A 26,565-nucleotide genomic window follows, 5' to 3' on the forward strand; every position below is an offset into this window, starting at 1 on the left:
GCGTCAGCAAAGAAATGGCCAGCAAGGGGCCAAAAAACTTGTATTCTGTTTTACAGCCAGGCAAAATATGTCCCCTGTAATTGATAACCGGCGTTCAACGCGTCGGTTATTTTTTTTTGCACGAAAATTTTTAAAGAGGCCGGTTCAATACCGGACAGATACACGCTTACAGCGTCATTTTGAGGAAAGTAAAGATGGGTCAACATTTCATTACCCCGGCCGCAGCCGGTAAACATCTGCGCGACGACTACGGCGCAGCGGCAGCGAATCCCTTCACTCCTGCCTGTTTTACCCTCTCTACAATGAAAAGCGCTCGCATAAAGCGAAGTTTCCCTGTGGTTCAGCCCAGAAAGGTTGATGCTATGGGGAGGCTGAATCATGTCGCATAATCCAGCTTCTGCGCCGCAGTCACGCGCGCACCTGAAAAAAACGCTGACTCTGATGCCTGTAGTGATGATGGGCCTGGCTTATATGCAGCCAATGACCCTGTTCGATACCTTTGGCATTGTTTCCGGCCTGACCGATGGTCATGTAGCGACCGCCTACGCCTTCGCGTTGATCGCGATCCTGTTTACTGCGCTGAGCTATGGCAAGCTGGTTCGCCGCTTCCCGTCTGCCGGCTCGGCCTATACCTATGCCCAGAAAGCTATCAGCCCACACGTTGGCTTTATGGTTGGCTGGTCATCGCTGCTGGATTATCTGATCATGCCGATGATCAATATTCTGCTGGCGAAAATTTATTTTGAAGCGCTGGTGCCGGGAATTCCTTCATGGATTTTCGTGGTGCTGCTGGTTGGTTTTATGACGCTTTCTAACCTGAAAGGCATTAAAACCGTTGCCAACTTTAACAGCGTTATTGTGATACTGCAGATGGTAGTGATGGTGGCTATCACCGGTATGGTGATTTATGGCGTGGCGCACGGTGAAGGCACCGGCACGCTGGTCAGCAGCAAGCCATTCTGGTCTGAGCAGGCTCATGTTGTGCCGATGATTACCGGCGCGACGATCCTGTGCTTCTCGTTCCTTGGTTTTGACGGCATCAGCTCGCTGTCTGAAGAAACCAAAGATGCAGGCCGTGTTATCCCGAAAGCGATCTTTTTGACTGCCCTGATTGGCGGCGTGATCTTTATCGTGGTTTCCTACTTCCTGCAGCTCTATTTCCCGGACATTTCGCGCTTTAAAGACCCGGACGCGTCGCAGCCGGAAATCATGCTTTATGTGGCGGGTAAAACCTTCCAGTTCGGCATCCTGATTTTCTCCTGCATTACCGTGCTGGCTTCCGGTATGGCTGCACACGCTGGCGTTTCTCGCCTGATGTATGTAATGGGTCGTGACGGGGTGTTCCCGGAGCGTTTCTTCGGCTATATCCATCCAAAATGGCGTACTCCGGCGCTGAACGTGTTGCTGGTTGGCGTGGTGGCCCTCTCTGCTATTACCTTCGATCTGGTAACGGCGACGGCGCTGATTAACTTCGGCGCGCTGGTGGCGTTTACCTTTGTGAACCTGTCAGTGATTTCGCAGTTCTGGATCCGCGAAGGCCGTAACAAGACGCTGAAGGATAATATTAACTTCCTGATACTGCCGCTGTGCGGCGCGTTAACGGTAGGGGCGCTGTGGATTAACCTGGAAGAAAGTTCCATGATCCTGGGCCTGGTGTGGGGCGCGATTGGTCTGCTCTATCTGGCCGCCGTTACCCATCGCTTCCGCAAACCGGTACCGCAGTGGACTGAAGAGCCGATGTAATCGGCCAGTAATTTGAAAGGGCGCTTCGGCGCCCTTTTTCTTATCGTATGCCAGCGGCCGTACTGAGAAAGGGTGCTTCGGCGCCCTTTGTTATTTATCTACGCGTCAGGAGACCAGCTCGCGTGCATAGTCAAACAGCGCTTTCAGCTGCGCCATCTTCGCCTTATCACCTTCATATTGATTGAACAGCATCTCCAGCTCCTGAATATAATTCTGTACCCGCTCAGGATCCAGCGCCTCACGGCGATGCTGAAGCCAGCGCTTTTGTTCAGCTTCATCCAGCGTGCCGGGGAAATTGCGCGCGCGATAACGGAACAGCAGTTTTTCAATGCGCTTGTCGTTAAAGGTTAAGTCCAGCGCGGGCAGGTTTTCCGGTGTAGTTTGCCGGATAATATTCATCGCGCTGCGATCGGCATCGCTGAAAAAGCCGTCGTAGAGTTGAGCATCTACGTCTTCCGAAGCGGTAAAAGGTTCCGCTTCTGCAAACAGCGCGACTACTTTTTCGCGGATTTCAGGATGCTGACGCAGCAATGCCAGATTATCAAGGCATAGCTGGCGATCGATTCCCAGACGTTCGGCATCTTCCGCGCGCAGCGTGTTTGCAGGCGCTACCACAGGACATTTATTAATATGCACCAGCTTTAGTGGAACAGGAGAAGCTTCACCCAGATCTTCCCGGCGCGTATAGAGCCTTTCACGCATCGCATCCGCGTCCAGCTCCAGCAGCGGTGAGATATCCTGTGCCAGATCGCAGGTAATCAGCGCATTTTTATTAACAGGATGCCAGGCGAGCGGAGCAATCCAGCTGGTATTACCGCGAAATGCGCCAAACATGCCGGAAATATGCATCAGCGGCTTCATCTGCGGAATATCGATCAGCGTCATGATCTTTTGCTTATTACGATGGCTGAACAGGAAATCATACAGGCGCGGCTGTTTCTCTTTCACCAGCTTAGCCATGGCAATAGTGGCATAAACGTCGGACATGGCGTCGTGCGCGTTTTCATGGGCGACGCCATTGGCTTTGGTCAGATGTTCCAGACGGAAGCTGGGGAAACCGTCATCGTTTTCCGGCCATGCAATGCCTTCCGGCCTTAAGGCGTAGCAGGCGCGCATCACGTCCAGCAGGTCCCAGCGGCTGTTGCCGTTCTGCCAGCTCCAGCCGTAAGGATCGTAAAAGTTACGATAGAGCAGGTTGCGCGTAACCTCATCGTCAAAGCGAATATTGTTGTAGCCAACAATGCAGGTGTTTGGCTCGCTAAATAGCTGGTGGATACGTTGAGTAAACGCCGCCTCGCTTAACCCTTTCGCCTGCGCCAGCTGCGGCGTTATTCCGGTGATCATCACGGCTTCCGGCTGCGGCAGATAGTCATCGGCAGGCTTGCAGTAGAACACTTCCGGTTCGCCGATAATGTTGAAATCCATATCCGTACGGATACCGGCAAACTGTGCAGGCCGGTCCAGCGACGGACTTTTGCCGAAGGTTTCGTAGTCGTGGAAAAGGAAGGTGGGTTGCGAAGCATCGTGTTTCACTGACAGGCATCCAATTAGAAAATATTTTTCTAATGGTAGAGCAATTTGCAGGTGGGCTGAAGCCTTTGTCGTAAAGCTGAGGGGTAATCTTTTTTATCCAGCAACTGGCACAAGCACTGAATCTGCACCAGGTTCAAACTTCTTTATCACGATACTTGCAAGCTTACATACTCAAGCGGAGCTAAATAGTCAGGGTAATCTTAATATTTTCTTGCAATTTTTTAACGCGTTACAGCATGAAATCCCGTACAACAGGCAGGTTTTTTTTCACTGCAGATATCGAGGATTTTCCGTTGAAGAAGCGTCAGCTTGCAAGTATCAGCCTGGTTCTGGCCGTTGTTGCCGTGGCCCATGCTGAAGATAACCCCTTAGCTTTTCCCCTGACTCCGCCAGCTATCGACGCCGCTTCCTGGGTTTTGATGGATGCCACAACGGGTCAGGTGCTGACGCAGGGCAATGCCGATGAGCGCCGCAACCCGGCCAGCCTGACTAAACTGATGACCGGCTACGTGGTTGACCGCGCCATCGACAGTAAGCGCATCACGCGTGATGACATGGTCACCGTGGGCAAAGATGCCTGGGCGGCCGGTAATCCGGTTTTTAAAGGCTCGTCGCTGATGTTCCTGAAGCCGGGCGAAAAAGTGTCGGTACGCGACCTTAGCCGCGGCGTGATTATCGATTCCGGCAATGATGCCTGTGTGGCGCTGGCGGACTACGTTGCGGGCAGCCAGGCCGCTTTCGTCGATCAGATGAACCAGTATGTTCAGAAACTGGGCCTGACCAATACCCATTTTGAAACGGTACACGGTCTGGATGCGCCGGGTCAGTATACGACCGCAGGCGATCTGGCAAAGCTTTCGCGCGCGATTATCTATGGCGAGCCAGATTTCTATCAGATGTATGGTGAAAAATCGCTGACCTGGAACGGTATTACCCAGCAGAATCGTAACGGATTATTATGGGATAAAACGCTACACGTTGACGGACTGAAAACCGGCCACACCGAAAGCGCAGGTTTTAATATCATCGCTTCAAGCGTTGACGGCCAGCGCCGTTTAATCGCGGTCATTATGGGTGGCAAAAGCTCTAAAGGCCGTGAAGAGCAGGCAAGAAAACTGCTGATCTGGGGCCAGAATAACTTTGACACCATTCAGCTGTTCCATGCCGGTAAAGAAATTGGTCATGAAAACGTCTGGTACGGCAATCCGCATCAGGTGTCCGTAGGCAGCGATAAAGACGTCTATCTCTCTCTTCCGCGTGAAGACGTGAAGAAGGTTAAGGCGAAGTACGTTATCGATCGCAAAGATCTGGAAGCGCCGCTGAAACTACATGAGCAGGTCGGGACAATTCAACTGGTGGATGGCGATAAGGAACTGGCTTCCTATCCGCTGGTCACCCTGCAGCCGGTGGAAAAAGCTGGAATCATTACGCGTATTACTGATTATATTAAGCGTAAACTGTAAGCAATACCGGCGGTTCTTTGCAGGGCCGCCGATATTAATACGCTTTGTTTAAGCCGCGCTTATCATTACCCGCCATAAGATAAAAGTGACGAGCGTGGCTCGTTGTAAACAGCGAGTTAACACTAAAGGCGAAGACGGTAAAAGTTACGCTATTTCACTTAAGATCTCCCTGACTTCAGGTATGATGCCGGGCAATTAGTCACCGCCTGGAGAGTCTTGTGCGTCCCGACAAGCCGTTATCGGCCTTTGAATTCACCCTTTATCGTAACTATCGCACGGTGCACGGCATCCGCATTGCGCTGGCGTTTGTTCTGACCTTTTTGCTGATACGGCTGTTCGCTATTCCGGAAGGCAGCTGGCCGCTGATTACGTTAGTGGTGGTGATGGGGCCGATCTCTTCCTGGGGCAACGTTTTTCCTCGTGCTATTCAGCGCATTGGCGGGACCATTTTTGGATCGGTCTCGGGGTTTATCGCGTTACGACTGGAACTCTGGTCGATGCCGGTGATGCTCGCCTGGTGCACGCTGGTCATGTTTTTATGTGGTTTTCTGACGCTCGGCAAACATCCCTATATGGCGTTGCTGATTGGCATTACGCTGGCGGTTATCTGCGGTGGCGCACCGGGCGATATGACGATGGCGCTGTGGCGCGGCGGCGATGTGATCCTCGGATCGCTTCTGGCGCTGCTGTTTACCAGCATCTATCCGCAAAAAGCCTATACCCACTGGCGCATTAAGCTTTCCGACTCCTTACTGGAAACCGCAAAAATCTATCATGCCGGCTTCTCGCCTAACCTGGTGGATAAACCGCGACTGACTCGCCCTTTACAGCGACTGCTTACCGGCGTGGTTAAAATGCGTTCGTTAATTGATCCCGCCAGCAAAGAAACCCGCATACCTCGCTCGGTGTTTGAGGGTATTCAAACCCTGAACCGCAATATGGTGTGCACGCTGGAGCTACAGCTGAACGCCTGGTGGTCATCGCGTGAAAGCCATCTGATTATGCTGAATGCGCCAGCGCTAAAGCGTACGCAACAGATGACGGAAGATACGCTGCGCGCGCTGTCGACGGCGATTGTGGAAGGCAGCACGGAAAAAATTGCCGCCAACAGCGGAGAGCTGGCAGAAATTACCCGTGAGCTACGGCAGCTGATCGCGGAATCCAACAGTGACGAGCTGGTGGAAACGCCGATTCACGGTTACGTCTGGCTAAGCCTGGAGATGGCGGCCCAGCTGACAAGGCTCTCCGAACTGATGCGGCTGGTGCTGCGTAAATAAGCGATTAATAACAACTTACTGCGAAAAACGTCGGTTCGCGCTAAGATAACGCCAGTCCGACTCTACAAATTGAAAATTGCCCTCGGCCGCGGCGTGCCGCTAAGCTGAGCGCTATGATAATAATGCCTGCCACGCAGGCCTGAACAGAAGGTGTTTCCATGGAAAATGCAAAGCAATCCTTTCAGGACGTACTGGAGTTTGTGCGGATGTTCCGTCGTAAGAACAAGCTGCAGCGTGAAATTCACGATATCGAAAAGAAAATCCGCGACAACCAGAAACGTGTCCTGCTGCTGGATAACCTCAGCGAGTACATCAAGCCGGGTATGAGCGTCGAAGCCATTCAGGAAATCATCGGCAGCATGCGTAGCGACTATGAAGACCGCGTGGATGACTACATCATTAAAAACGCCGATCTTTCCAAAGAACGCCGCGAGCTGTCGAAAAAACTGAAGGCGATGGGCGTGCCTAAAGGTCAGTAAATAGCAGCGTTGATGAAAGGGCGATCGTCGATCGCCTTTTTTTATTGCTGCAAAAAGCGTTTATTCGCCCCCGATAAGCGCTGGCAAATTTTTGTGACAACCGACCTGTAAAAATTCACCCTTTTGTCAGAAAAAGATTTTGCATATCAGGCAGCCTTTAACCATCATCAGTAGAGTCTTCTCCCTTTCTGGCAGGCATTATCTTGCAAATCTTCAGAGTTTCCCCGTTACAGGCGGTCCGGCGTACGCCGTGGTATCCAAAAAGACGTTCATATCGGGTACTTTTCTGGCGAGAGATTACGCCGCTGGCGGTGCCGATTTTTTTCGAAAACCTCTGTGTTTTGCTGATGGGCGTGCTCAGCACCTTTCTGGTCAGCTGGCTGGGTAAGGAAGCGATGGCGGGCGTCGGGCTGGCCGACAGCTTTAACATGGTGATCATCTCTTTTTTCGCCGCCATCGATTTGGGTACGACGGTGGTGGTGGCGTTCAGCCTTGGTAAACTTAACCGCGAACGCGCGCAGGCGGCGGCTCGCCAGTCGCTGGTGCTGATGACCATTTTTGCCGTGCTGCTGGCGATCGGCATCGAATTTTATGGCGAATGGATTATCGATCTGATAGCGGGTAGCGCAGAACCGCAGGTTAAAGCGCTGGCGCAAACTTACCTTAATATCACCGCCTGGAGCTATCCAGCCGCGGCAATTGCGCTGATTGGCTGCGGCGCTCTGCGTGGGGCGGGCAACACGAAAATCCCCATGCTGATCAACGGCGGCATGAACATCCTGAATATTATTATCAGTACCGTCCTGATTTACGGCTGCTTTTCCTGGAAAGGCATGGGCTTTGTCGGGGCAGGGCTGGGATTGACTATCGCGCGCTATATTGGCGCAATCGCGGTAATTTACGTGCTGGCTATCGGCTTTAATCCACGGCTAAAAATCACGCTCAAAAGCTACTTTAGCAAGCTTAACACCAATATTCTGATGGAGGTGTTGGGCATCGGCGTGCCGGCCAGTATCGAATCTGTATTGTTTAACGGCGGCAAACTGCTGACTCAGGTTTTTGTCGCCGGGATGGGCACCGATGTTATCGCCGGGAATTTTATCGCCTTTTCTATCGCCTCAATGATTAACCTGCCGGGCAACTCGCTGGGCTCCGCCTCCACTATTATCGTTGGCACGCGGTTGGGAAAAGGGCAGCTCGGGCAGCCGGAAAGGCAGCTGCGGCACATTTTTTGGCTCTCAACCATTGGTCTTTGCGCGCTGGCCGCGCTGACGGTGCCTTTTGCCGGGATTCTGGCTTCGTTCTATACCCGTGATGCAGATGTTATCCATGTGGTGAAAGTTTTAATCTGGCTGAACGCGCTGTTTATGCCGTTCTGGGCCGCTTCCTGGGTGCTGCCTGCCGGGTTAAAAGGCGCGCGCGACGCCCGGTTCACCATGTGGGTTTCGCTACTGGGGATGTGGGGATGCCGCATCGTCGCCGGTTATGGGCTGGGCGTGGTGCTGGGCTTTGGCGTCGTCGGGATTTGGCTGGGCATGTTTCTTGACTGGATTGTGCGTGGTATCTTCTTTTACCGTCGCATGACCAGCGGCCGCTGGCTGTGGAAATATGCCCCGCAGCAGGCGTCACCTGCGCAAGATCTGGCGCTGTCAAAAAAATAAAAAATCAGGAAATGCTATGCAATCGCCCGCTTCCGGGGAAACAGAATCGCTGTTTCACCATCGTTCTTTTGTCGCTTTCTGGCTGGCGCGCACCAGCTCCAGCTTTGGTTTTCAGATGCTTTCTATCGCGGTGGGCTGGCAGATCTACGCCATCACCGGTCGCGCTTTCGATCTTGGCTTAATCGGGCTGGCACAGTTTCTGCCTGCGGTGCTGCTGGCGCTGCCTGCCGGACACGTCGCCGACCAGTTCGATCGTCGTCTGGTCACGCTGCTGGGACAGTTAACCGAGCTGCTGGCCATTGCCGCGCTCGCTGTACTAACGCTGCTGCATCTCACCAACGAGCTGGTGATTCTGGGGTTGATTTTTATCCTGTCGATTGCCAGAACGCTGGAAGCGCCTTCGCTACAGTCCATGCTGCCTGCGCTGGTGCCGCCCGGCATCCTGGCGCGAGCGACGGCAGCTAATGCGGCCTCAATGCAAACGGCCTCGATGCTTGGCCCGGCGCTGGGCGGCTTTCTTTATGTTGCAGGGCCAGCAGCCGTCTACGTCACCACCGGCGTGCTTTATCTGATTTCCGTTGTGATGGTGAGCCGGCTGCGTTACGACCATGCGCCACCGCCGCGCCAGCCGGCTACCTTTGCCAGCGTCTTTGCTGGCGTCAAGTTTATCCGCAATCGGCCAGACGTACTTGGCGTAATCTCGCTGGATCTGTTTGCCGTATTGCTGGGCGGCGCTACGGCGCTGCTGCCCATTTTTGCCAAAGATATTCTGCATACCGGGCCGTGGGGATTAGGCTTGCTGCGCGGCGCGCCTGCAGTCGGCGGCCTGCTGGTGGGCTTTTGGCTTAGCCGTAATTCGCTTGAACGCAACGTTGGCCGCATTATGTTTGCTTCCGTGGCGGGTTTTGGCGCAGCCACGCTGGTTTTTGCCTTGTCGAAAGAGCTGTGGCTTTCGCTGCTGGCGCTGTTTGCGCTGGGCGGTTTCGATATGGTCAGCATGGTTATTCGCGGCGCGCTGGTACAGCTGGATACGCCAGACGAGATGCGAGGACGCGTCAGCGCGGTAAACTCTATTTTTATTAACACTTCTAACCAGCTCGGCGAATTCGAATCCGGCATGCTGGCTGCGTGGATGGGCGCGGCCCCGGCGGCAGCGCTGGGCGGTATCGGCACGCTGATAGTGGTGGGGCTATGGATGGCCTGGTTCCCTGGCCTGCGCCAGCGTCAGCGCCTGCACGATCCGGCTGCGGAGCAAAACTAACCCAGCAATAAACCTCGCACCGTCGGTGCGAGGTAAAGTGCCAGCCGTACTTTAACTTTTCTGCAATCCAGCGTCGCCAGCTATCAACGGCGCTTATCTTTTTTACTGCCCTTATTTTTTCCTTTCCTGTTTCTTAAGGTCGCCTTACCCCCTGCTTTACCGCTATTCAGGCCAGATCATAGCCGCCTTTCCTTGCTAATCCCTTGAATTTATATGGCTTATGTTAAAGCCGTCCGTGGCGCCAACTCACCGGTTCGTCACCTTTTCTTATTGCAAATGAAAATTATTATCAATAAAATTGACGCCGTTCCGGTTTTACCTCTTATATAAGGCAATGATATGGCTGGCAGTTTAGAAAGCGATCCTGTTGTAGCCTGGCCGCAAAAGCCTGGCCTGGTTTCGCCTTCAATCGTGACGGAGGGCGATATTTGCACCGTGACGTTTTACTGGCAGGACCCGGCCGGTGGGGAGCTGACTTCACCGGTTAAATGGGTCTGGATCTATATAACCGGCGTGACCGATCACCATCAGCCGCGCGCGCCGCAAAGCTTACAGCGTATTGACGGCAGCGACGTCTGGCAGTGGCAGGTTCGCCTGAACGCCAGCTGGCGCGGCAGCTACTGTTTGATTCCTTCCACCAGCGAAAACGACTTTTCCGCCGCCGCGCTGCAACAGCCGCCGGATCGCACGGCGCTGCGCGAAGGCTGGCGCAAATTGTTGCCGCAGGCCATTGCCGATCCGCTTAATCCCAACAGCTGGCAGGGGGGACGTGGTCATCCCGCCTCCGCGCTGCATTTACCGCAGGCACCCGCGCAGCCGGGCTGGGACAAAAATGAAACCGAATTTACCGCGCCTCGCTGCATCCAGTGGCAAAGCCAGCGCCTGGGCAATCAGCGCCGGGTATGGCTTTTCACCACCGGCGAAAGCCCGCAGCCGCTGCCGCTCGCCATTTTGCTGGACGGCAAATTCTGGGCAGAACAGATGCCGGTATGGCCAGCGCTACAGGCGGAAACCAACTGCGGCCATTTGCCGCCAGCGGTCTATCTGCTCATCGACGCGATTGATACGCAGCATCGCGGTCAGGAACTTACCTGTAATCCCGATTTCTGGCTGGCCGTCCAGGAAGAGCTGCTGCCGCTGCTGTCCACGCAGGTTAGCTGGCGCGACGATGCCACGACAACGGTGGTTGCCGGGCAGAGTTTTGGCGGCCTTTCCGCGCTTTACGCTGGCCTGCACTGGCCGCAGCGCTTCGGCTGCGTGCTGAGCCAGTCCGGCTCGTTCTGGTGGCCGCATCGTCAAAAGACGGGCGAACCTGGCTGGCTGGCAGAGCAGCTTACCAAAGGTTTAGGCAAGGGTAGCCCGCTGCGCATTTATCTGGAAGCTGGCCTGCGTGAGCCGGTTATTTTACGGGCTAATCAACATATTTATCCGCTACTGCAAAGGGCACATCCCTCGCTGCACTATCGCCTTTTCGACGGCGGGCACGATGCGCTTTGCTGGCGCGGCGGTTTGATCAACGGCCTGACCACGCTGTGGCAACCTTTTCACTTATCCGGAGTTTTCGATGGAACAGAGTAATCCTTTCGATCGCCCAGAGGGCCCGTTTTTCATTTTGCAAAACGGCAAGCGTTACAGCCTCTGGCCTGAACACTGTACGTTGCCGGCAGGCTGGCAGCGGGTGTATGGCCCGGCTACGCAGCAGACCTGCAACGACTGGCTGGCTGGCCGCTGGCAGAACCTGACCCCGGATTGCGCCGCAGCGGAGAAAACATCATGACTATTGAAACAGGCGAAACGCTGGTGAAGAAAATAAAACAGCAGGTAATGCCGCTGGTTGCCGCGCAGCCAGGCATCTGGATGGCGGAGCAGCTTTCGCCGCAGGTCAACGCCTGGAGCGTGGCGCACTACGTCGAGCTGAACGGCGAACTGAACGAGCCGCTGCTTTGTCAGGCGGTAGTCAGCGGCATGCAGGAGGCCGACACGCTCCGCATGCGTTTTGATGAGCAGGATGGCGTGCCGGTGCAGTGGGTTGATAACAACGCTGTTTTCGCCGCGCCGCGCTGTGTCGATCTCCGTCAGGAGGCCGATCCGGTTGCTTCGGCGCTGGCCGCAATGCAGCAGGATCTCGATCAGGATTTACGCATCAGCAGCGGCAGCCCGGTTTATTGCCATATCATTTTCCGCTTAAGCGACACGCGCTGGTACTGGTATCAACGTTTCCATCATCTGGTGGTCGACGGCTTCAGTTTTACCGCGATTACCCGCCGTATCGCGGAAATTTATACGGCGCTTTGCGCAGGGACGCCGCCGCAACCAACGCCGTTTGTGCCTTTTAGCGAAGTAGTGGAAGAGTACGATCGCTACAACGCCTCGGCGACCAGGCAGCGCGATGCCGCTTTCTGGCAGGAGCAGGCCAGCCAGTTACCGATGCCGGCCAGCCTCTCGGTGCTGCCGCTGGACGGGCAAAGCGCCACCACGCGGCTAATCCGCCAGCACTTACGGCTCGACAGCAAAGATTTTCAGACGCTGCTGGCGCAGAGCAGCCTTAACGCGGCGGAACTGGCGCTGGCGCTGGTAACGGTGTGGCTTGCGCGCCTTAGCGGAAGGAGTGAATACAGCGCCGGATTTATTTTTATGCGCCGTCTGGGATCGGCGGCGTTAAGCGCGACCGGACCGGTACTGAACGTCCTGCCGATGGCGGTGCGCATTGAGCCCCACACCACGCTGCCGCAGCTGGCCGAGCGGCTCCAGCAGCAGCTGAAAAAGGTGCGTCGCCACCAGCGTTACGATGCCGAGCAGATCCAGCGCGATATTGGCCAGCTTAGCCCGCTGTTCGGGCCGGTGATCAACCTGAAGATGTTTGATTACCGCCTCGATTTTGCCGGGATGGAAGGCGTGACGCATCAGCTGGCATCCGGGCCGGTTCGCGATCTGGAAATCGCGCTTTATCTTGACGAGCAGGGCAACGTATCGCTGGAAGTGCTGGCGAACGCCGAACGCTATCAGGCACAAACGCTGCGCGCGCATCTGGACAGGCTGCCGTTGCTGCTTAACCAGTTTGCGCTCAATCCGCAGATGGACTGTGGCCGCGCAGACCTGCTGCATCCTGGTGAGAAACAGCTCTTGCAGCAGGTTAACGATACGGCAGTTGACGTTAAGGTGACGACGCTGAGCAGCCTGATTATCGAACAGGCGCGGCGCACGCCAGACGCGTCGGCCCTGGCCGATGAACACTATCATTTTACCTATCGTGAAATGCGCGAGCAGGTCACGGCGCTGGCGCATGAGCTGAAGAAAAAAGGCGTTCAGGCGGGGGATATTGTGGCCGTGGCGCTGCCGCGCTCAGTATTTCTGTCACTCTCGCTGCAGGCGATTGTCGAGCTGGGCGCCGCCTGGCTCCCGCTGGACACCGGTTATCCGACAGACCGACTGAATATGATGCTGGAAGATGCCGCGCCGCGCCTGCTGATTACCACTGAAGAGCAGCGAAGCCGCTTTGATGCTGGCGTGCAGAGCTTCTGCTATCACGCGCCGCTTGCTTTATCCGCTGGCTCCATCGAGCAGGATCTGTCGCGTCCGCACCATACCGCCTACGTCATCTATACCTCTGGCTCAACCGGCAGGCCAAAAGGCGTCATGGTCGGGCAGAAAGCGATTGTTAACCGACTGCTGTGGATGCAAAACCACTATCCGCTGGGCGCAGATGATGTCGTCCTGCAAAAAACGCCGTGCAGCTTTGACGTGTCGGTCTGGGAGTTTTTCTGGCCGTTCCTGACCGGTGCGCAGCTGGTGATGGCGCCACCGGAAGCGCATCGCGATCCGCAGGCGCTACAGGCGCTGTTTAGCCGCTATCGCGTTACGACCACGCACTTTGTTCCCTCAATGCTGGCGGCTTTCGTGGCGGCGTTGCAGGATGACGGCGCGTGCGCCTCTCTACGTCGCGTTTTCTGTAGCGGCGAAGCGCTGCCGACCGATCTCTGCCGTCAGTGGCAGGCCAAAACCGGCGTGCCGCTGCACAACCTGTACGGCCCGACCGAGGCGGCGGTGGACGTCAGCTGGTATCCGGCTTACGGCGAAGCGCTGCAAAAGGTGACCGGCTCCAGCGTGCCGATTGGCTATCCGGTATGGAACACGGGGCTGCGCATTCTCGACGGCAACATGCAGCCGGTTCCGCCAGGGATCGCAGGCGATCTTTACCTGACCGGCGTGCAGCTGGCCCAGGGTTATCTGGCGCGTCCGGATCTGACCGCCAGCCGCTTTATTGCCGATCCGCAAAGCGACGGTGAAATAATGTACCGCACCGGCGACGTGGCGCGCTGGCTCAGCGATGGCGCGGTGGAATATCTGGGCCGCAGCGACGATCAGCTTAAGATCCGTGGGCAAAGGATCGAGCTGGGTGAGATCGATCAGGCGCTGCTGTCGCTGGATAACGTAGCGCAGGCGGTGACCAACGCGTGCGTGCTGGGTAACGCCAGCGCAGGCGGCGATCAGCGCCAGCTGGTCGGCTATGTGGTTTCCGCAGCGGGCGGGCTTGATCTGGCCGTGCTGCGTGAACAGCTGAGCGAACGTCTGCCCGCGCACATGGTGCCGGTGGTGCTGGTGCAGCTGGAGGCTTTCCCACTCAGCGCTAACGGCAAGCTGGATCGCAAAGCGCTGCCGCTGCCGCAGCTGGCAAGTGCAGAAGGGCGTGCGCCAGCGGAGGGCGTGGAAACCATAGTGGCCGACGCTTTCGCCCGCCTGCTGGAATGCGAGGTGCGTTCGGTTAACGACGATTTCTTCGCGCTCGGCGGCCATTCGCTGCTGGCAATGCGGCTGGCGGTCGATCTGCGCCGCCGCCTCGATCGTCCGGTGACGGTCGGGCAGGTGATGGTTGCTTCAACCGTCGGCGCGCTGGCCGCTCAGCTCGCGCAGCAGCAAACGGAAGAGGAAGCGAGCCGTGCAGGTATGGAAACGATTTTACCGCTGCGCCGTACGGACGGCCCCACGCTGTTCTGCTTCCATCCCGCTTCTGGTTTCGCCTGGCAGTTCAGCATCCTGCAACGCTATCTGGATGCGCGCTGGTCGCTAATCGGCATTCAGTCGCCGCGTCCACGCGGGCCAATGCAGCAGGCAGATAATCTGGATGAGGTATGCGACCACCATCTGGCCACGCTGCGCCAACAGCAGCCGCATGGGCCTTATTATCTGATGGGCTACTCGCTTGGCGGCACGCTGGCGCACGCCATTGCCGCACGTTTGCAGGCCGCAGGGGAACAAGTGGCGTTCCTTGGTTTGCTGGATACCTGGCCGCCTGAAACGCAAAGCTGGGGAAGTACGGAGCAGCTGGACGAAGAGGTGCTGGCGGAAATCAATCGCGAGCGCGAAGCCTTTATGGCGGCGCAACAGGGGCTGCGTCAGTCGCTGGAAGCGGCGGCGAGCAACGATTTGTTCAGCACTATCGAAGGCAACTATGGCGACGCCGTACGACTGCTGGCCACCGCAAAAAGCCGTCATTTTGCGGGCGAGGCAACGCTTTTTGTGGCGCAAAAAACGCTTAAGCCCGGTCAGGATGCGCAGACGGCCTGGGCGCCCTGGCTGGACAGCCTGCAAACCTGGCCAGTTGAGTGCGCCCACGTCGATATTATTTCGGCGGAAGCGTTCACCCATATTGGCCCACGCCTCAACCAACTTCTTAACCAGGCGACCGGATGAAAAAACACGCTTTTATGCTCAGCCTTAGCCTGCTGAAAACGCATCCTGCTTTTCGGGCGGTATTTATCGCCCGCTTTATCTCGATCCTGGCGCTGGGCCTGCTGGGCGTCGGCGTGCCGGTACAGATCCAGGCGCTGACCGGTTCTTCGTTGCAGGTTAGCCTTGCGGTCACGCTGACCGGCCTGGCGCTGTTTACCGGCCTGATGTACGGCGGCGTGCTGGCAGATCGTCACGAGCGCCGCCGCCTGATCCTGTTCGCCCGTTCTACCTGTGGGCTGGGCTTTATTGGGCTGTGCATCAATGCCGCGCTGCCGTCGCCTTCACTGACGGTGATTTATCTGCTGGGGCTGTGGGACGGCTTCTTCGGCGCGATTGGCGTAACGGCGCTGCTTGCCGCCACGCCCGCGCTGGTGGGGCGCGAAAACCTGATGCAGGCTGGTGCTATCACTATGCTGACGGTCAGGCTGGGCGCGGTAATTTCGCCCATGGTGGGCGGCGTGCTGCTGGCTTCCGGCGGCGTCTTCTGGGACTTTGCGCTGGCGGCGGCGGGTAGCTTTATTACGCTAATCCCGCTGCTGCGTTTGCCGCAGCTCCCGCCGCCGCCGCAGTCGCACGCCAAACCGCTGCATGCGCTGCTGGAAGGCCTGAAATTTTTGTTCAGGCATCCACTGATTGGCGGCGTGGCGCTGGTGGGCGCTTTGCTGACTATGGCGACGGCGGTGCGGGTGCTCTATCCGGCGCTGGCAGTGCGTTGGGATTTGAGCGCGCAGCAAATTGGCTTTCTCTACGCGGCTATCCCTTTAGGTGCGGCAGCCGGGGCGTTAACCAGCGGTAGTCTGGCACAGCATCCACGCCCCGGGCTGGTGATGCTGCTGAGCGCTATTGTGGCTTTTGCGGCGGTAGGGCTATGCGGGCTGATGCCTTACTGGCAGGCGGGCGCGCTGTGCCTGATGCTGTTCGGCTATCTGAGCGCGCTAAGCGCATTGCTGCAATACACGCTGATCCAGAATCTGACGCCGGACGCCATGCTGGGCCGCATCAACGGCCTGTGGACGGCGCAAAACGTGATGGGTGATTCTCTGGGGGCGCTGCTGCTGGGTGCCATGACCACCGTCATGCTACCTGCCGCCGCTGCCAGCAGCAGCGGGCTGGGACTGGCGCTTATCGGCGTCGTACTGGCCTGTGCTTTCGGCTCCCTCAGGCGCTATCGCCAGCCGGTTCCCGAGCCGGTAGAAAGCGTCGCAAAATAATCTTGCCCTGCCAGCTTCTGCGGGCAGGGTACACGCTTAGTTTAAAGGCGCTAATACTGCGCCAGGTCGCGGCGTGAGGTTTTCCGCTTCTTTAAACTGTGATACGGCGCTTGACATCACAAAATATTTACTTAAAGTTACGCGTTGATAATGCAAATGATAATCATTATTAACCTTATTATCGCTGTGGCTGGAGGCCGATATGGAGACGCTTTGTGCTGATGACGTTAAAACATCAGTTCCTCTCTCAACCGAGAGCTTTTTCTTCGGATCCGCGTGGAAAAGCTTAATCACTCAGGGTCGCTTCGCCGAAGTCACCTGTCCTGCCGCCGACGGCGACAATTTGCAGGGCGCGTTTCAGCAACAGGTGCGTAGCGCCTTTGCAGCGGCAAAAGAGAAGGGGATCGCGCGTCCGATACTGGTTGGCGCTATTCCGTTCGATACGCGGCAGCCTTCCGCTCTGTTTATCCCCGAACGCGCGGAAACCTTTTCGCGCCAGCAGCAGATTGCCGCAGCCCAACGGGCCAGCGCTACGCCAAATCCGGTTATTACAGGCCGCCGGGCCATTCCCGAGCAGGCAGAGTTTCAGGAGATGGTGGCGCGAGCGGCAGAAGCGACCGCTCAGCCAGGTTTAGACAAGGTGGTGCTATCGCGCCTGATCGATATCACGACGGAAGAGCCGGTCAACGCCGCCGCGCTGATGAACAGGCTGGTGGCGCTCAATCCCACCAGCTATCACTTTCACGTTCCGCTGGCGGATGGCAGTACGCTGCTGGGTGCCAGCCCGGAGCTGCTGCTGCGTAAATCTGGCGAGGCCTACTTTTCGCTGCCGCTGGCCGGTTCCGCACGCCGCGACCACGGCGACAAAGAGCGGGACCTGGCCGTTGGCGAACAGCTGATGTTTTCACAGAAAGATCGCTATGAACACCGCCTGGTCACCAGCGCGATGCACGACGTGCTGAAGCCGCGCAGCAGTCACCTGAACGTGCCGGACAAGCCTGAGCTGATTACCACCTCAACGCTGTGGCATCTGGCGACCGCGATTGAAGGCAAAACCAGCTCGGCGCAGGAAACGGCGCTTTCGCTGGCCTGCCTGCTGCATCCTACGCCTGCGCTCAGCGGCTATCCGCACGTTGCGGCCCGCCAGTGGATTGAAAAGCTGGAGCCGTTCGATCGTCAGCTGTTCGGCGGCATCGTTGGCTGGTGTGACGACGAAGGCAACGGCGAATGGGTGGTGACCATCCGCTGCGGCACCCTGGCCGGAAAAAATATCCGCCTGTTCGCCGGGGCGGGCATTGTTCCGGCCTCGTCGCCAGAGTCGGAGTGGCGCGAAACCGGCGTCAAGCTCAGCACCATGCTGCACGTATTTGGACTGCAATAAGGACATTTCCATGACGATTTCCTATTCCCGCTGGCCAGCCGATTTTGCTGCCCGCTACCGTGAAAAAGGCTACTGGCTGGATCTGCCGCTGACGGACATTTTGTCGCGTCAGGCAGATAATTCCTGCACGGCGCTGATTGAAGGCGACCGCGAATACAGCTATCAGCAGCTTGAAGCGGCCAGCAGCCGTCTCGCTGCTGCCTTACAGCGTCGCGGCCTGAAGTGTGGCGATACCGCGCTGGTGCAGTTAGGCAACGTGGCGGAATTTTATATCGTGCTGTTTGCGCTGCTGAAAATCGGCGTAGCGCCGGTCAACGCGCTGTTCAGCCACCAGCGCCAGGAGCTGGATGCCTACGCCAGCCAGATTGAACCCGCCTTGCTGATCGTCGATCGGCAGCATGCGCTGTTTGCCAGCGACGACTATCTACAGCCGCTGCGCCAGCGCTATCCCTCGCTGCGCGAAGTGGTGCTGCGTAATGCCCGCGAGGATGATATCTCGCTGGAAGCGTTGATCGCTGAAGCGCAGGGCGATTTTGTTGCCGCCCCTTCAAAGGCTGACGAAGTGGCATTTTTCCAGCTTTCCGGCGGCAGTACCGGGACGCCAAAGCTGATCCCACGTACGCACAACGACTACTATTACAGTATCCGTCGCAGCGTGGAAGTTTGCCGGTTTAACGAAAAAACTCGCTATCTCTGCGCGCTACCGGCAGCGCATAACTATCCGCTCAGCTCGCCCGGCTCTTTAGGCGTGTTTTACGGCGGCGGCTGCGTCGTGCTGGCGAGCGATCCAAGCGCCAACCTCTGCTTTCCGCTCATTGAAAAACATCAGATTTCGGTTACGGCGCTGGTGCCGCCAGCGGTCAGCCTCTGGCTACAGGCGATTCAGGAGTGGGGCACCAGTCGTGCGCTCAGCTCGCTGCAGCTGCTGCAGGTTGGCGGGGCGCGGTTAAGCGAAGCGCTGGCAGCGCGTATTCCGGCGGAAATCGGCTGTCAGCTTCAGCAGGTGTTTGGCATGGCGGAAGGGCTGGTCAACTACACGCAGCTGAACGACGACGCCTGGCATATTTGCTCAACCCAGGGCAAGCCAATGAGCCCGGATGACGAAGTCTGGGTCGCGGACGAGCAGGGCAATCCGCTGCCGCCGGGCGAAACCGGACGGTTGATGACGCGCGGCCCGTACACGTTTCGCGGCTACTATCGCAGCCCGGAGCACAACGCCAGCGCCTTTGACGCCAACGGCTTCTACTGCTCTGGCGATCTGATTTCCATTACGCCGGACGGCTATATCTGCGTGCAGGGTCGCGAGAAAGATCAGATCAATCGCGGCGGTGAAAAAATAGCGGCGGAAGAGATCGAAAACTTACTGCTGCGCCACGAAGCGATTCTGCACGTCGCGCTGGTCTCCATGGAAGACAGCCTGCTAGGTGAGAAAAGCTGCGCCTTTATTGTCGGCAAGCGCCCCGTGCGCGCCGTAGAGATCCGCCGCTATCTGCGCGAGCTGGGCGTTGCGGATTACAAATTGCCCGACCGCATCGAAACGGTTGACGAGCTGCCGCTGACGCCCGTTGGCAAAGTGGATAAGAAACTGCTGCGTCACCAGCTGGCCGCGCAAACTAACTGAATTCTGGAGAAAACATGTCTATTCCTGCACTAAAAGCCTATGCACTGCCGACCGCAGCCGATCTGCCTGAAAACAAGGTGAAGTGGGCGTTTGACCCTTCGCGCGGTGCGCTGCTTATTCACGATATGCAGAACTACTTCATCAATTTCTGGGGCGAAGATTGCCCGATGATCAAACAGGTCATCAGCAACATCGCGGCGCTGCGCAGCTACTGCCGTCAGAACAATATTCCGGTTTACTACACGGCGCAGCCGAACCATCAGAGCGATAAAGACCGCGCGCTGCTGAACGATATGTGGGGGCCGGGCCTGAACAAGCATCCGGAGCAGCAGAAGGTAGTCGCCGAACTGGCGCCGGAAGAGGGCGACGAAGTGCTGGTAAAATGGCGTTATAGCGCCTTCCACCGTTCGCCGCTGGAGCAGCATCTGAAGGAAACCGGCCGCGACCAGCTGATTATCTGCGGCGTGTATGCCCATATCGGCTGCCTGACCACCGCTATCGATGCCTTTATGCGCGACGTGCAGCCTTTTATGGTGGCGGATGCGCTGGCCGACTTCAGCCGCGACGAGCATTTGATGGCGCTGAAATACACCGCCGGGCGTGCCGGGAAAGTCGTCATGACCGAAGATCTGCTGCCGGTGCCGCAGAGCATTGAACAGCTGCGCGCGCTGGTACAGCCGATGCTGGACGAGGACGAAACGCCGGAAGATGACGAAAACCTGATCGACTACGGTCTGGATTCGGTACGCATGATGGCGCTGGCGGCACGCTGGCGCAAAGCGTTCGACGATATCGACTTTGTCATGCTGGCTAAAGAGCCCACGCTGGCGGCCTGGTGGCGTCTGCTGACGCGGGAGCGCGCATGAGTTTCGATTTTACGGACAAACACGTATGGGTAACCGGTGCCGGAAAAGGCATCGGTTATGTTACCGCGCAGGCTTTTCACAATGCGGGCGCAAAGGTAATCGGGCTGGATCTGGCGTTTCCGCAGGCTGACTATCCGTTCCAGACGCACGAGCTGAACGTGGCCGATGCGCAGCAGGTCAAAGATGTTTGCCAGCGGCTGCTGCTGGAAACGCCACGGCTGGATGTGCTGGTGAACGGCGCAGGTATTTTGCGCATGGGAGCCACCGACGAGCTGGACGTGGCTGACTGGCAGGCGGTGATGGCAGTTAACGTCGGCGGTGCGTTTAACCTGTTTCAGCAGACGATGCCGGTATTTCGCGCCCAGCGCGGCGGCGCTATCGTCACTGTTGCATCAGATGCGGCACACTGCCCGCGCATTGGCATGTCTGCCTATGGCGCTTCCAAGGCGGCGTTGCGCAGCCTTAGTTTGACCGTTGGCCTGGAGCTGGCGGGTTACGGCGTGCGCTGCAACCTGGTATCGCCTGGCTCTACCGATACGGATATGCAACGCACGCTGTGGCACAGCCCCGATGCGAAGCAGCAGCGTATTCGCGGCTTTGCGGAACAGTTTAAGGTCGGTATCCCGCTGGGCAAAATCGCCCGGCCGCAGGAGATCGCCAGCACTATTCTGTTTCTTGCGTCCGATCAAGCCAGCCATATCACCATGCAGGATATCGTGATTGACGGTGGAAGTACGCTGGGGGCGTAATGCAAAAATCAATCTGGAAACGCCAGCTGAGCCTGGACGAGCTGAATCGCATGGGGGACGGATCGATGGTCGCCCATCTTGGCATGATTTTCACGCGGCTGGATGAGGTGGAACTGGAGGCATCGATGCCGGTCGATGCCCGCACGCAGCAGCCGTTTGGCCTGCTGCACGGTGGCGCTTCGGTGGCGCTGGCGGAAACGCTGGGCTCGATGGCGGGTTTTCTGACCAGTCAGGAAGGACAGTGCGTGGTTGGCACCGAGATTAACGCCAGCCACCATCGTGCCGTGACCGGCGGCACCGTTCGCGGCGTCTGCCAGCCCTTGCATCTGGGGCGCAGCCAGCAGGTCTGGGAAATCGCTATTTTTGACGAGCGGGATCGGCGTTGCTGCACCGCGCGGCTGACAACAGCCATCTTAGGATAAGCATTCGCGGCTGCTGTAGCTTCTGCGGCCGTCCGCCGTTTTCATAACGTTAATTACATGGAGAGAATATGAATTTTAATTTCAGCCGCGGAAAAGGGTATCTTCTGACGCTGGCGATGTTTGCTGCCGCGCTGCCGGCCCACAGTGAAACCACCGATCCGCTACGCCAGCCGGTAGGCAAAGGCGCTTACGAAATGGCTTACAGCCCGTCTCAGCAGGCGCTTTATGTCTCTACCTCGCAAAGCCGCCAGCTGGACAAGGGCGGCATCGTTTATCGCCTGAACCCGCAGACGCTGGCGATTACCCAGGCCATTCACAATGACCTGAAGCCTTTCGGCACCGCTATCAATACCAAAACCGACACGCTGTTTATTGGTAATACGCTGAACAGCGCAATAACGGCTATTGATGCAAAAAGCGGCGACGTTAAAGGACGTCTGGTGCTGGATAAGCGTCCGCGCAGCGAGACCTTCCGTCCGCTTGCGCCGCGCGAGCTGGTGGTAGATGAAAGTACCAATACCGTTTACGTCAGCGGCGTGGGCGAAGAAAGCCAGATTTGGGCGGTGGACGGCGACGCGTTGACGCTGCGCCATACCTTTACCGGCTTAGGCAAGCGTTCTACCGGTCTGGCGCTGGACGCGCAGGCGCACCGACTGTATGCCACGGGCGGTGATAACGAGCTGTTTACCTTCGACACCACCAGCAACAAGCTGTTATCGAAGGTAAAACTGGCCGAAGGCGAGCATTTCTTCCTGAACATCAGCCTGGATACGGCTGCGCATCGTGCTTTTATCACCGACTCTAAGCAGGCTGAGCTGCTGGTGGTAGATACCCGCGACGGTAAGGTTATGCAGAAAGTCGCCGTGCCAGAATCGCTGGCGGTCTTGTTTAACCCGCAGCGCAACGAGATCTACGTGACCCACCGCGACGCGGGCGAGGTCAGCATTATTGACGGCAAAACCTATAAGGTGCTGAAAACCCTTAAAGCGCCGACGCATCCAAATAGCCTGGCGCTGTCGCCGGACGGCCAGACCCTCTATATCACCATCAAGCAGGCTTCTTCCCGCAAGCAGGAAGCCACCGCACCTGACGACGTTATGCGCGTCGCGCTGTAACCCTTTCCCGGAGGCCTGGCTTCCGGGATTTTTCTTTCCGCGTAGTGAACAGCTCCTGTCAGCTATTGTTCCCTCGCCGTATTAGTTCCTGTTAGCGCTGCCGCTTTTGCTTTAAAATCCTCCGGTGCTTCAATCAATTGCTGTTAAAACCTGCCGTTTTAAAAAGGATGAATGCAATGAAAGAAAGGTTTCCGCAAGGCTTTATGTGGGGCGGAGCGACCGCCGCGAATCAGGTTGAGGGCGCTTATGATGAGGAAGGTAAAGGACTCTCAATCGTCGATGCCATTCCCGGCGGCAAAGAACGCCTGGCTATCGTGTCCTCTCCCGACTTTGATTTCACCGTTGATCCCTCTCGCTATACCTATCCCAACCATAAAGGCATCGATCACTATCATCGCTTCCGCGAAGATATTGCGCTATTTAAAGAGATGGGTTTCAAATGCTATCGCTTCTCAATTGCCTGGACACGCATCTATCCCAATGGCGTAGAGTTGCAGCCTAACGAAGCGGGCCTGCGTCATTATGACGAGGTTATTGACACCTGCATCGCGCACGGCATCGAGCCGGTTATCACTATCTCGCATTATGAGATGCCGCTGCATCTGGCCACCGAATTTGGCGGCTGGAAAAACCGCGACGTTATCGGCCACTTTGAGCGCTTTGCCCGCACGGTGCTGGAGCGCTACGGCCAGAAAGTAAAATACTGGATGACCTTTAACGAGATCAACAGCGCGGCGCATTTCCCGATGATGAGCCAGAGCATGACGGTAAAAACCGGCGCGCTGGATCCGCAGGCGAAGTTTCAGGCGTGGCACAACCAGTTTGTCGCCAGCAGCCTGGCGGTAAAAATTGCCCACGAGACCAATCCCGCTATTCAGATTGGCTGTATGGTGATTTTCGCTACCGCCTATGCGTATGACTGTAACCCGCTGAACCAGCTGGCCACGCTCCAGGAAATGCAGTCGTTTAACTACTACTGCGCCGACGTGCAGGTTACCGGCAAATATCCTTACTACGCCAAAAGCCTCTGGCAAAAGCTTGGCGTGAAGCTGGATATCCAGCCGGGCGATCTGGCGTTAATTAAACAGCACACGGTGGACTACATCGGCTTCAGCTATTACATGTCTACCACCATCAACAAAACGCATACCGACGCGGCTGGCACCCAGGGAAATCTGCTGGGCGGCGCGCGCAATCCGTTCCTTGAAGCCAGCGACTGGGGCTGGGAAATCGATCCGGTTGGCCTGCGTATTGGGCTGAATCTGCTGTACGATCGCTATCAAAAGCCGCTGTTTATTGTCGAAAACGGCCTGGGCGCGGTGGATAAGCCGGATGAACATTTCAACGTCGAGGATGACTATCGCATTAACTATCTGCGCCAGCATATTGAAGCGATGGCAGAGGCGATTGAGGATGGCGTAGAGCTGATGGGATATACGCCGTGGGGCTGTATCGACCTGGTCAGTATGTCCACCGGCGAGATGAGCAAGCGCTACGGCTTTATCTATGTCGATCTGGACGACACCATTTCCGGCACCGGTAACCGCTACAGGAAAAAATCGTTTTACTGGTATCAGAAAGTGATTGCCGGTAACGGCAGCGACCTGAGCTAAGACCTTTTCCTTTATTCAGCCTGCCCGGCAGGCTGAAATCGTCTTATGGCTTCGTTCAGGTCTTATAGCTTGTCGGGGCGGAAATAAATTAAGGCCTTAGCTTTCTTTTTGCTGGTCGCTGACCTTGTCCAGCGGCCAGGAGTCAAACAGATAGCCGTCAAAATCGATGTCGTCCACGTCAGAAAACTGCAGCAGGCGGCGCTTTACGTTTTCCAGATGCTGCCACATGGCAAGCTTTGCCGCGCGGGCATCTTTTTTAATCAGCGCGACCAGAATTTTTTTATGATCGCTCAGCCACTCTTTACGGTAGTGCGTATTGGCCAGATGCCGATGCAGCTGGCTCCACATGGTATTGTTCTCGCGCCACTGCCAGGACTGTTTAAACAGCTCCACCAGCATGCTGTTATGCGTCGCCTGCGCTATCGCCAGGTGAAAGTTCATATCGCCGTTTTCGGTTTCATTAACCGCGCCGGAAGCCAGCTCTCTCTCTTCCAGCTCCAGCGCCTGCCGCATTTTACGGATATCGTCACGCGTCGCCTGAATGGCGGCGAATTCGGCGATGTTGCTTTCCAGCAGCTGGCGCGCCTGTAGCATTTCAAAAGGGCCGGCATCGTTGCAGCTGCTTGCTTCATGGGCAACAGGCTCCGGCGTCATACGCTCGCCGAGGACAAAGATCCCCGCGCCGCGCCTGACCTCAATTAATCCTTCCAGCTCCAGCATGATCAGCGCTTCGCGTACCAGAGTGCGGGTTACGTTCAGCTTCTCGGCGATTTCGCGTTCAGGCGGCAGACGCTCCCCGATAGCGTAAGGTTTTTGCGCAATCAGCTTGCGCAGCATTTCGCCAACTTCCTGATAGGGACGCTGTTGAGAAGAGTTTAATTTCATCATGTTCTTATGCTGGTTAACCTGCCGGGTGCCGCTATGTAAAAGCGGACTATAACATACCGGTACGAAGTATCGGACCTGTTGCTGGCCGCGCCTTTTCTCCGGAGCGGCCGAATCAGGCTAAGATGCCGCGGCAAAATAGCGCTGCGCATTATTAAAACAGATATCCTGCACCATGCTTCCCAGGAGCTTCCTGTCATCAGGCACGCTGCCTTCCATGACCCATTCGCCCAGCATATTACAGAGAATACGGCGAAAATATTCATGGCGAGTATAGGAGAGAAAGCTGCGAGAGTCGGTCAACATGCCGACAAACTGGCTGAGCAGACCCATCTGCGCCGTCTGCTCCAGCTGGCGCAGCATGCCGTCTTTCTGGTCGTTAAACCACCAGGCGGCACCAAACTGAACCTTTCCGGCCACGCCTTCCTGCATAAAATTACCGCTCATGGTCGCCAGCACTTCGTTATCTCTGGGATTCAGGCAGTAGAGAATAGTTTTCGGTAGCTGGTTGTTGACGTCCATGCAGTCAAGCAGGCGAGCCAGCGGCAGGGCGATAAGGCCGTCGCCAACAGAATCAAAGCCGCAGTCCGCGCCAAGCTGACGGAACATCCGGGTATTGGTGTTGCGCAGCGCGCCAAGGTGATACTGCATTACCCAGCCGCGCCGCGCGTATTCACTCCCAAGCCAGACCAGTACCGTGGTGGTAAAACGCGCGATATCCAGCTCTGCCAGCGGTTCGTTGCGTCGGCGCTTCGCCAGGATGGCATCCAGCGTGGCGTCATCTACCGGCTGGGCAAAACGTAACGTTTCAATACCGTGATCGGCAGCCCGGCAGCCGTGCGCGGAAAAATGGTCGAGACGACGGAGCAGGGCGCGGCGCAGCGCGTCAAAGCTGTCGATAGCCACGTCCGCTGCGGCTTCCAGCTTTGTCAGATAGGCGGTGAATCCGTCGAGTTCAATTTTAAACACTTTGTCCGGCCGCCAGCTCGGCGCGACGTCGATATCAAAGCTATCGTCTTCGGCAATCTGGCGATGTGAGGCCAGCGAATCAACAGGATCGTCAGTGGTGCCAACCATCCGCACGTTCATCTGTCGCATAATGCCGCGCACCGAAAATTCCGGCGTCGCCAGCTTTTCCCGGCAGCTGTCCCAGATAGCCTTAGCGGTATCCGGCCCCAGCAGCGTATCGGTAATGCCAAAGGGACGGCGCAGCTCCAGATGCGTCCAGTGATACAGCGGATTACCCAGGGTTTTGGGCACGGTATGCGCCCACGCCAGGTATTTTTCGTAGTCCGTGCTGTTTTTCCCGGTGATTAACGCTTCGCTCACGCCCGCGGCACGCATCGCCCGCCACTTATAGTGATCGCCATCCAGCCAGAGCTGACCGGGATTATCAAAGCGGCGATCGCAGGCGATCTCCTGCGGATTTAAATGGCAGTGAAAATCATAAATGGGCATAGCCGCCGCGTAATCGTGATAGAGCTGGCGGGCGGGCTCGCTTTTTAACAGGAAATCGGCGTCCATAAATTTGTGCATCGTAAGGCTCTTGCGTTAA

The 26,565-nt window shown here is 56.9% G+C and carries 21 protein-coding genes; 17 read left to right on the top strand and 4 right to left on the bottom strand.

Features of this window, described 5'->3' with window-relative positions:
* Positions 1-50: 50 nt before the first annotated feature.
* Positions 51-380: a hypothetical protein gene (locus ACMGGR_RS06760; protein WP_246757788.1), complete on the bottom strand. Its 330-nt coding sequence runs from the start codon at positions 378-380 to the stop codon at positions 51-53.
* Here ACMGGR_RS06760 and ACMGGR_RS06765 point away from each other — a divergent pair.
* Positions 379-1,743, top strand: a complete 1,365-nt coding sequence (locus ACMGGR_RS06765; protein ID WP_246757787.1) for an APC family permease — start codon at positions 379-381, stop codon at positions 1,741-1,743. The two genes, ACMGGR_RS06760 and ACMGGR_RS06765, sit on opposite strands and share 2 nt — an antisense overlap.
* A 105-nt stretch (positions 1,744-1,848) precedes the next feature.
* Here the strand turns inward: ACMGGR_RS06765 and sbcB are convergent, their stop codons facing one another.
* Positions 1,849-3,276 (bottom strand): exodeoxyribonuclease I, encoded by a 1,428-nt coding sequence (sbcB, locus tag ACMGGR_RS06770; RefSeq protein ID WP_246757786.1) that lies wholly within the window; start codon positions 3,274-3,276, stop codon positions 1,849-1,851.
* A gap of 236 nt (positions 3,277-3,512) precedes the next feature.
* Between sbcB and dacD the strand changes: the two genes are divergently transcribed.
* From dacD to ACMGGR_RS06850, 16 genes are all read left to right on the top strand, one after another.
* Positions 3,513-4,739, top strand: a complete 1,227-nt coding sequence (dacD, locus tag ACMGGR_RS06775) for a serine-type D-Ala-D-Ala carboxypeptidase DacD (protein WP_414148459.1) — start codon at positions 3,513-3,515, stop codon at positions 4,737-4,739.
* Positions 4,740-4,957: 218 nt separating this feature from the next.
* The gene (locus ACMGGR_RS06780; protein WP_246757784.1) at positions 4,958-6,016 is read left to right on the top strand and encodes an FUSC family protein; all 1,059 of its coding nucleotides are present in this window, start codon (positions 4,958-4,960) and stop codon (positions 6,014-6,016) included.
* 158 nt (positions 6,017-6,174) lie between these two features.
* On the top strand, positions 6,175-6,495 hold the full coding sequence (locus tag ACMGGR_RS06785; RefSeq protein WP_246757783.1) for a DUF496 family protein: 321 nt from the start codon (positions 6,175-6,177) through the stop codon (positions 6,493-6,495).
* 203 nt (positions 6,496-6,698) lie between these two features.
* Positions 6,699-8,156 (top strand): EmmdR/YeeO family multidrug/toxin efflux MATE transporter, encoded by a 1,458-nt coding sequence (locus ACMGGR_RS06790; protein WP_246757782.1) that lies wholly within the window; start codon positions 6,699-6,701, stop codon positions 8,154-8,156.
* Positions 8,157-8,172: 16 nt separating this feature from the next.
* Positions 8,173-9,417, top strand: coding sequence for an MFS transporter (locus ACMGGR_RS06795; RefSeq protein WP_414148460.1), 1,245 nt, complete (start codon positions 8,173-8,175; stop codon positions 9,415-9,417).
* A gap of 339 nt (positions 9,418-9,756) precedes the next feature.
* Positions 9,757-10,995 (top strand): enterochelin esterase, encoded by a 1,239-nt coding sequence (gene fes, locus ACMGGR_RS06800; RefSeq protein ID WP_414148461.1) that lies wholly within the window; start codon positions 9,757-9,759, stop codon positions 10,993-10,995.
* On the top strand, positions 10,982-11,194 hold the full coding sequence (locus tag ACMGGR_RS06805) for an MbtH family protein (RefSeq protein ID WP_246757779.1): 213 nt from the start codon (positions 10,982-10,984) through the stop codon (positions 11,192-11,194). The genes fes and ACMGGR_RS06805 overlap by 14 nt, the downstream gene beginning before the upstream one ends.
* Positions 11,191-15,108, top strand: a complete 3,918-nt coding sequence (locus ACMGGR_RS06810; protein WP_414148462.1) for an enterobactin synthase subunit F — start codon at positions 11,191-11,193, stop codon at positions 15,106-15,108. Before ACMGGR_RS06805 ends, ACMGGR_RS06810 begins: the two co-directional genes overlap by 4 nt.
* Complete coding sequence (entS, locus tag ACMGGR_RS06815; protein WP_414148463.1) at positions 15,105-16,358, top strand: enterobactin transporter EntS; 1,254 nt, start codon at positions 15,105-15,107, stop codon at positions 16,356-16,358. The genes ACMGGR_RS06810 and entS overlap by 4 nt, the downstream gene beginning before the upstream one ends.
* 202 nt (positions 16,359-16,560) lie before the next feature.
* The gene (locus tag ACMGGR_RS06820; protein WP_414148464.1) at positions 16,561-17,739 is read left to right on the top strand and encodes an isochorismate synthase; all 1,179 of its coding nucleotides are present in this window, start codon (positions 16,561-16,563) and stop codon (positions 17,737-17,739) included.
* A 10-nt stretch (positions 17,740-17,749) separates the two neighbouring features.
* Positions 17,750-19,360, top strand: a complete 1,611-nt coding sequence (locus tag ACMGGR_RS06825) for a (2,3-dihydroxybenzoyl)adenylate synthase (RefSeq protein ID WP_414148465.1) — start codon at positions 17,750-17,752, stop codon at positions 19,358-19,360.
* Between the two features lie 14 nt (positions 19,361-19,374).
* A complete protein-coding gene (locus tag ACMGGR_RS06830; RefSeq protein ID WP_246757774.1) occupies positions 19,375-20,226 on the top strand; it encodes an isochorismatase in 852 nt (283 codons plus the stop codon).
* Complete coding sequence (gene dhbA / locus ACMGGR_RS06835; RefSeq protein ID WP_414148466.1) at positions 20,223-20,975, top strand: 2,3-dihydro-2,3-dihydroxybenzoate dehydrogenase; 753 nt, start codon at positions 20,223-20,225, stop codon at positions 20,973-20,975. The genes ACMGGR_RS06830 and dhbA overlap by 4 nt, the downstream gene beginning before the upstream one ends.
* Positions 20,975-21,397 (top strand): proofreading thioesterase EntH, encoded by a 423-nt coding sequence (gene entH, locus ACMGGR_RS06840; RefSeq protein WP_414148467.1) that lies wholly within the window; start codon positions 20,975-20,977, stop codon positions 21,395-21,397. Before dhbA ends, entH begins: the two co-directional genes overlap by 1 nt.
* Before the next feature lie 116 nt (positions 21,398-21,513).
* Positions 21,514-22,512, top strand: a complete 999-nt coding sequence (locus tag ACMGGR_RS06845; RefSeq protein WP_246758071.1) for a YncE family protein — start codon at positions 21,514-21,516, stop codon at positions 22,510-22,512.
* Between the two features lie 176 nt (positions 22,513-22,688).
* Positions 22,689-24,125, top strand: coding sequence for a glycoside hydrolase family 1 protein (locus ACMGGR_RS06850; protein ID WP_414148468.1), 1,437 nt, complete (start codon positions 22,689-22,691; stop codon positions 24,123-24,125).
* A gap of 96 nt (positions 24,126-24,221) precedes the next feature.
* Here ACMGGR_RS06850 and uxuR read toward each other — a convergent pair whose 3' ends face one another.
* Positions 24,222-25,010: a Uxu operon transcriptional regulator gene (gene uxuR / locus ACMGGR_RS06855; protein WP_414148919.1), complete on the bottom strand. Its 789-nt coding sequence runs from the start codon at positions 25,008-25,010 to the stop codon at positions 24,222-24,224.
* A 120-nt stretch (positions 25,011-25,130) separates the two neighbouring features.
* Positions 25,131-26,546: a glucuronate isomerase gene (gene uxaC, locus ACMGGR_RS06860; RefSeq protein ID WP_414148469.1), complete on the bottom strand. Its 1,416-nt coding sequence runs from the start codon at positions 26,544-26,546 to the stop codon at positions 25,131-25,133.
* Between the last annotated feature and the right edge of the window lie 19 nt (positions 26,547-26,565).

Origin of the sequence: Erwinia sp. BNK-24-b (assembly GCF_047456155.1) — a bacterium.
Taxonomy (GTDB): Bacteria; Pseudomonadota; Gammaproteobacteria; order Enterobacterales; family Enterobacteriaceae; genus Erwinia; species Erwinia phyllosphaerae.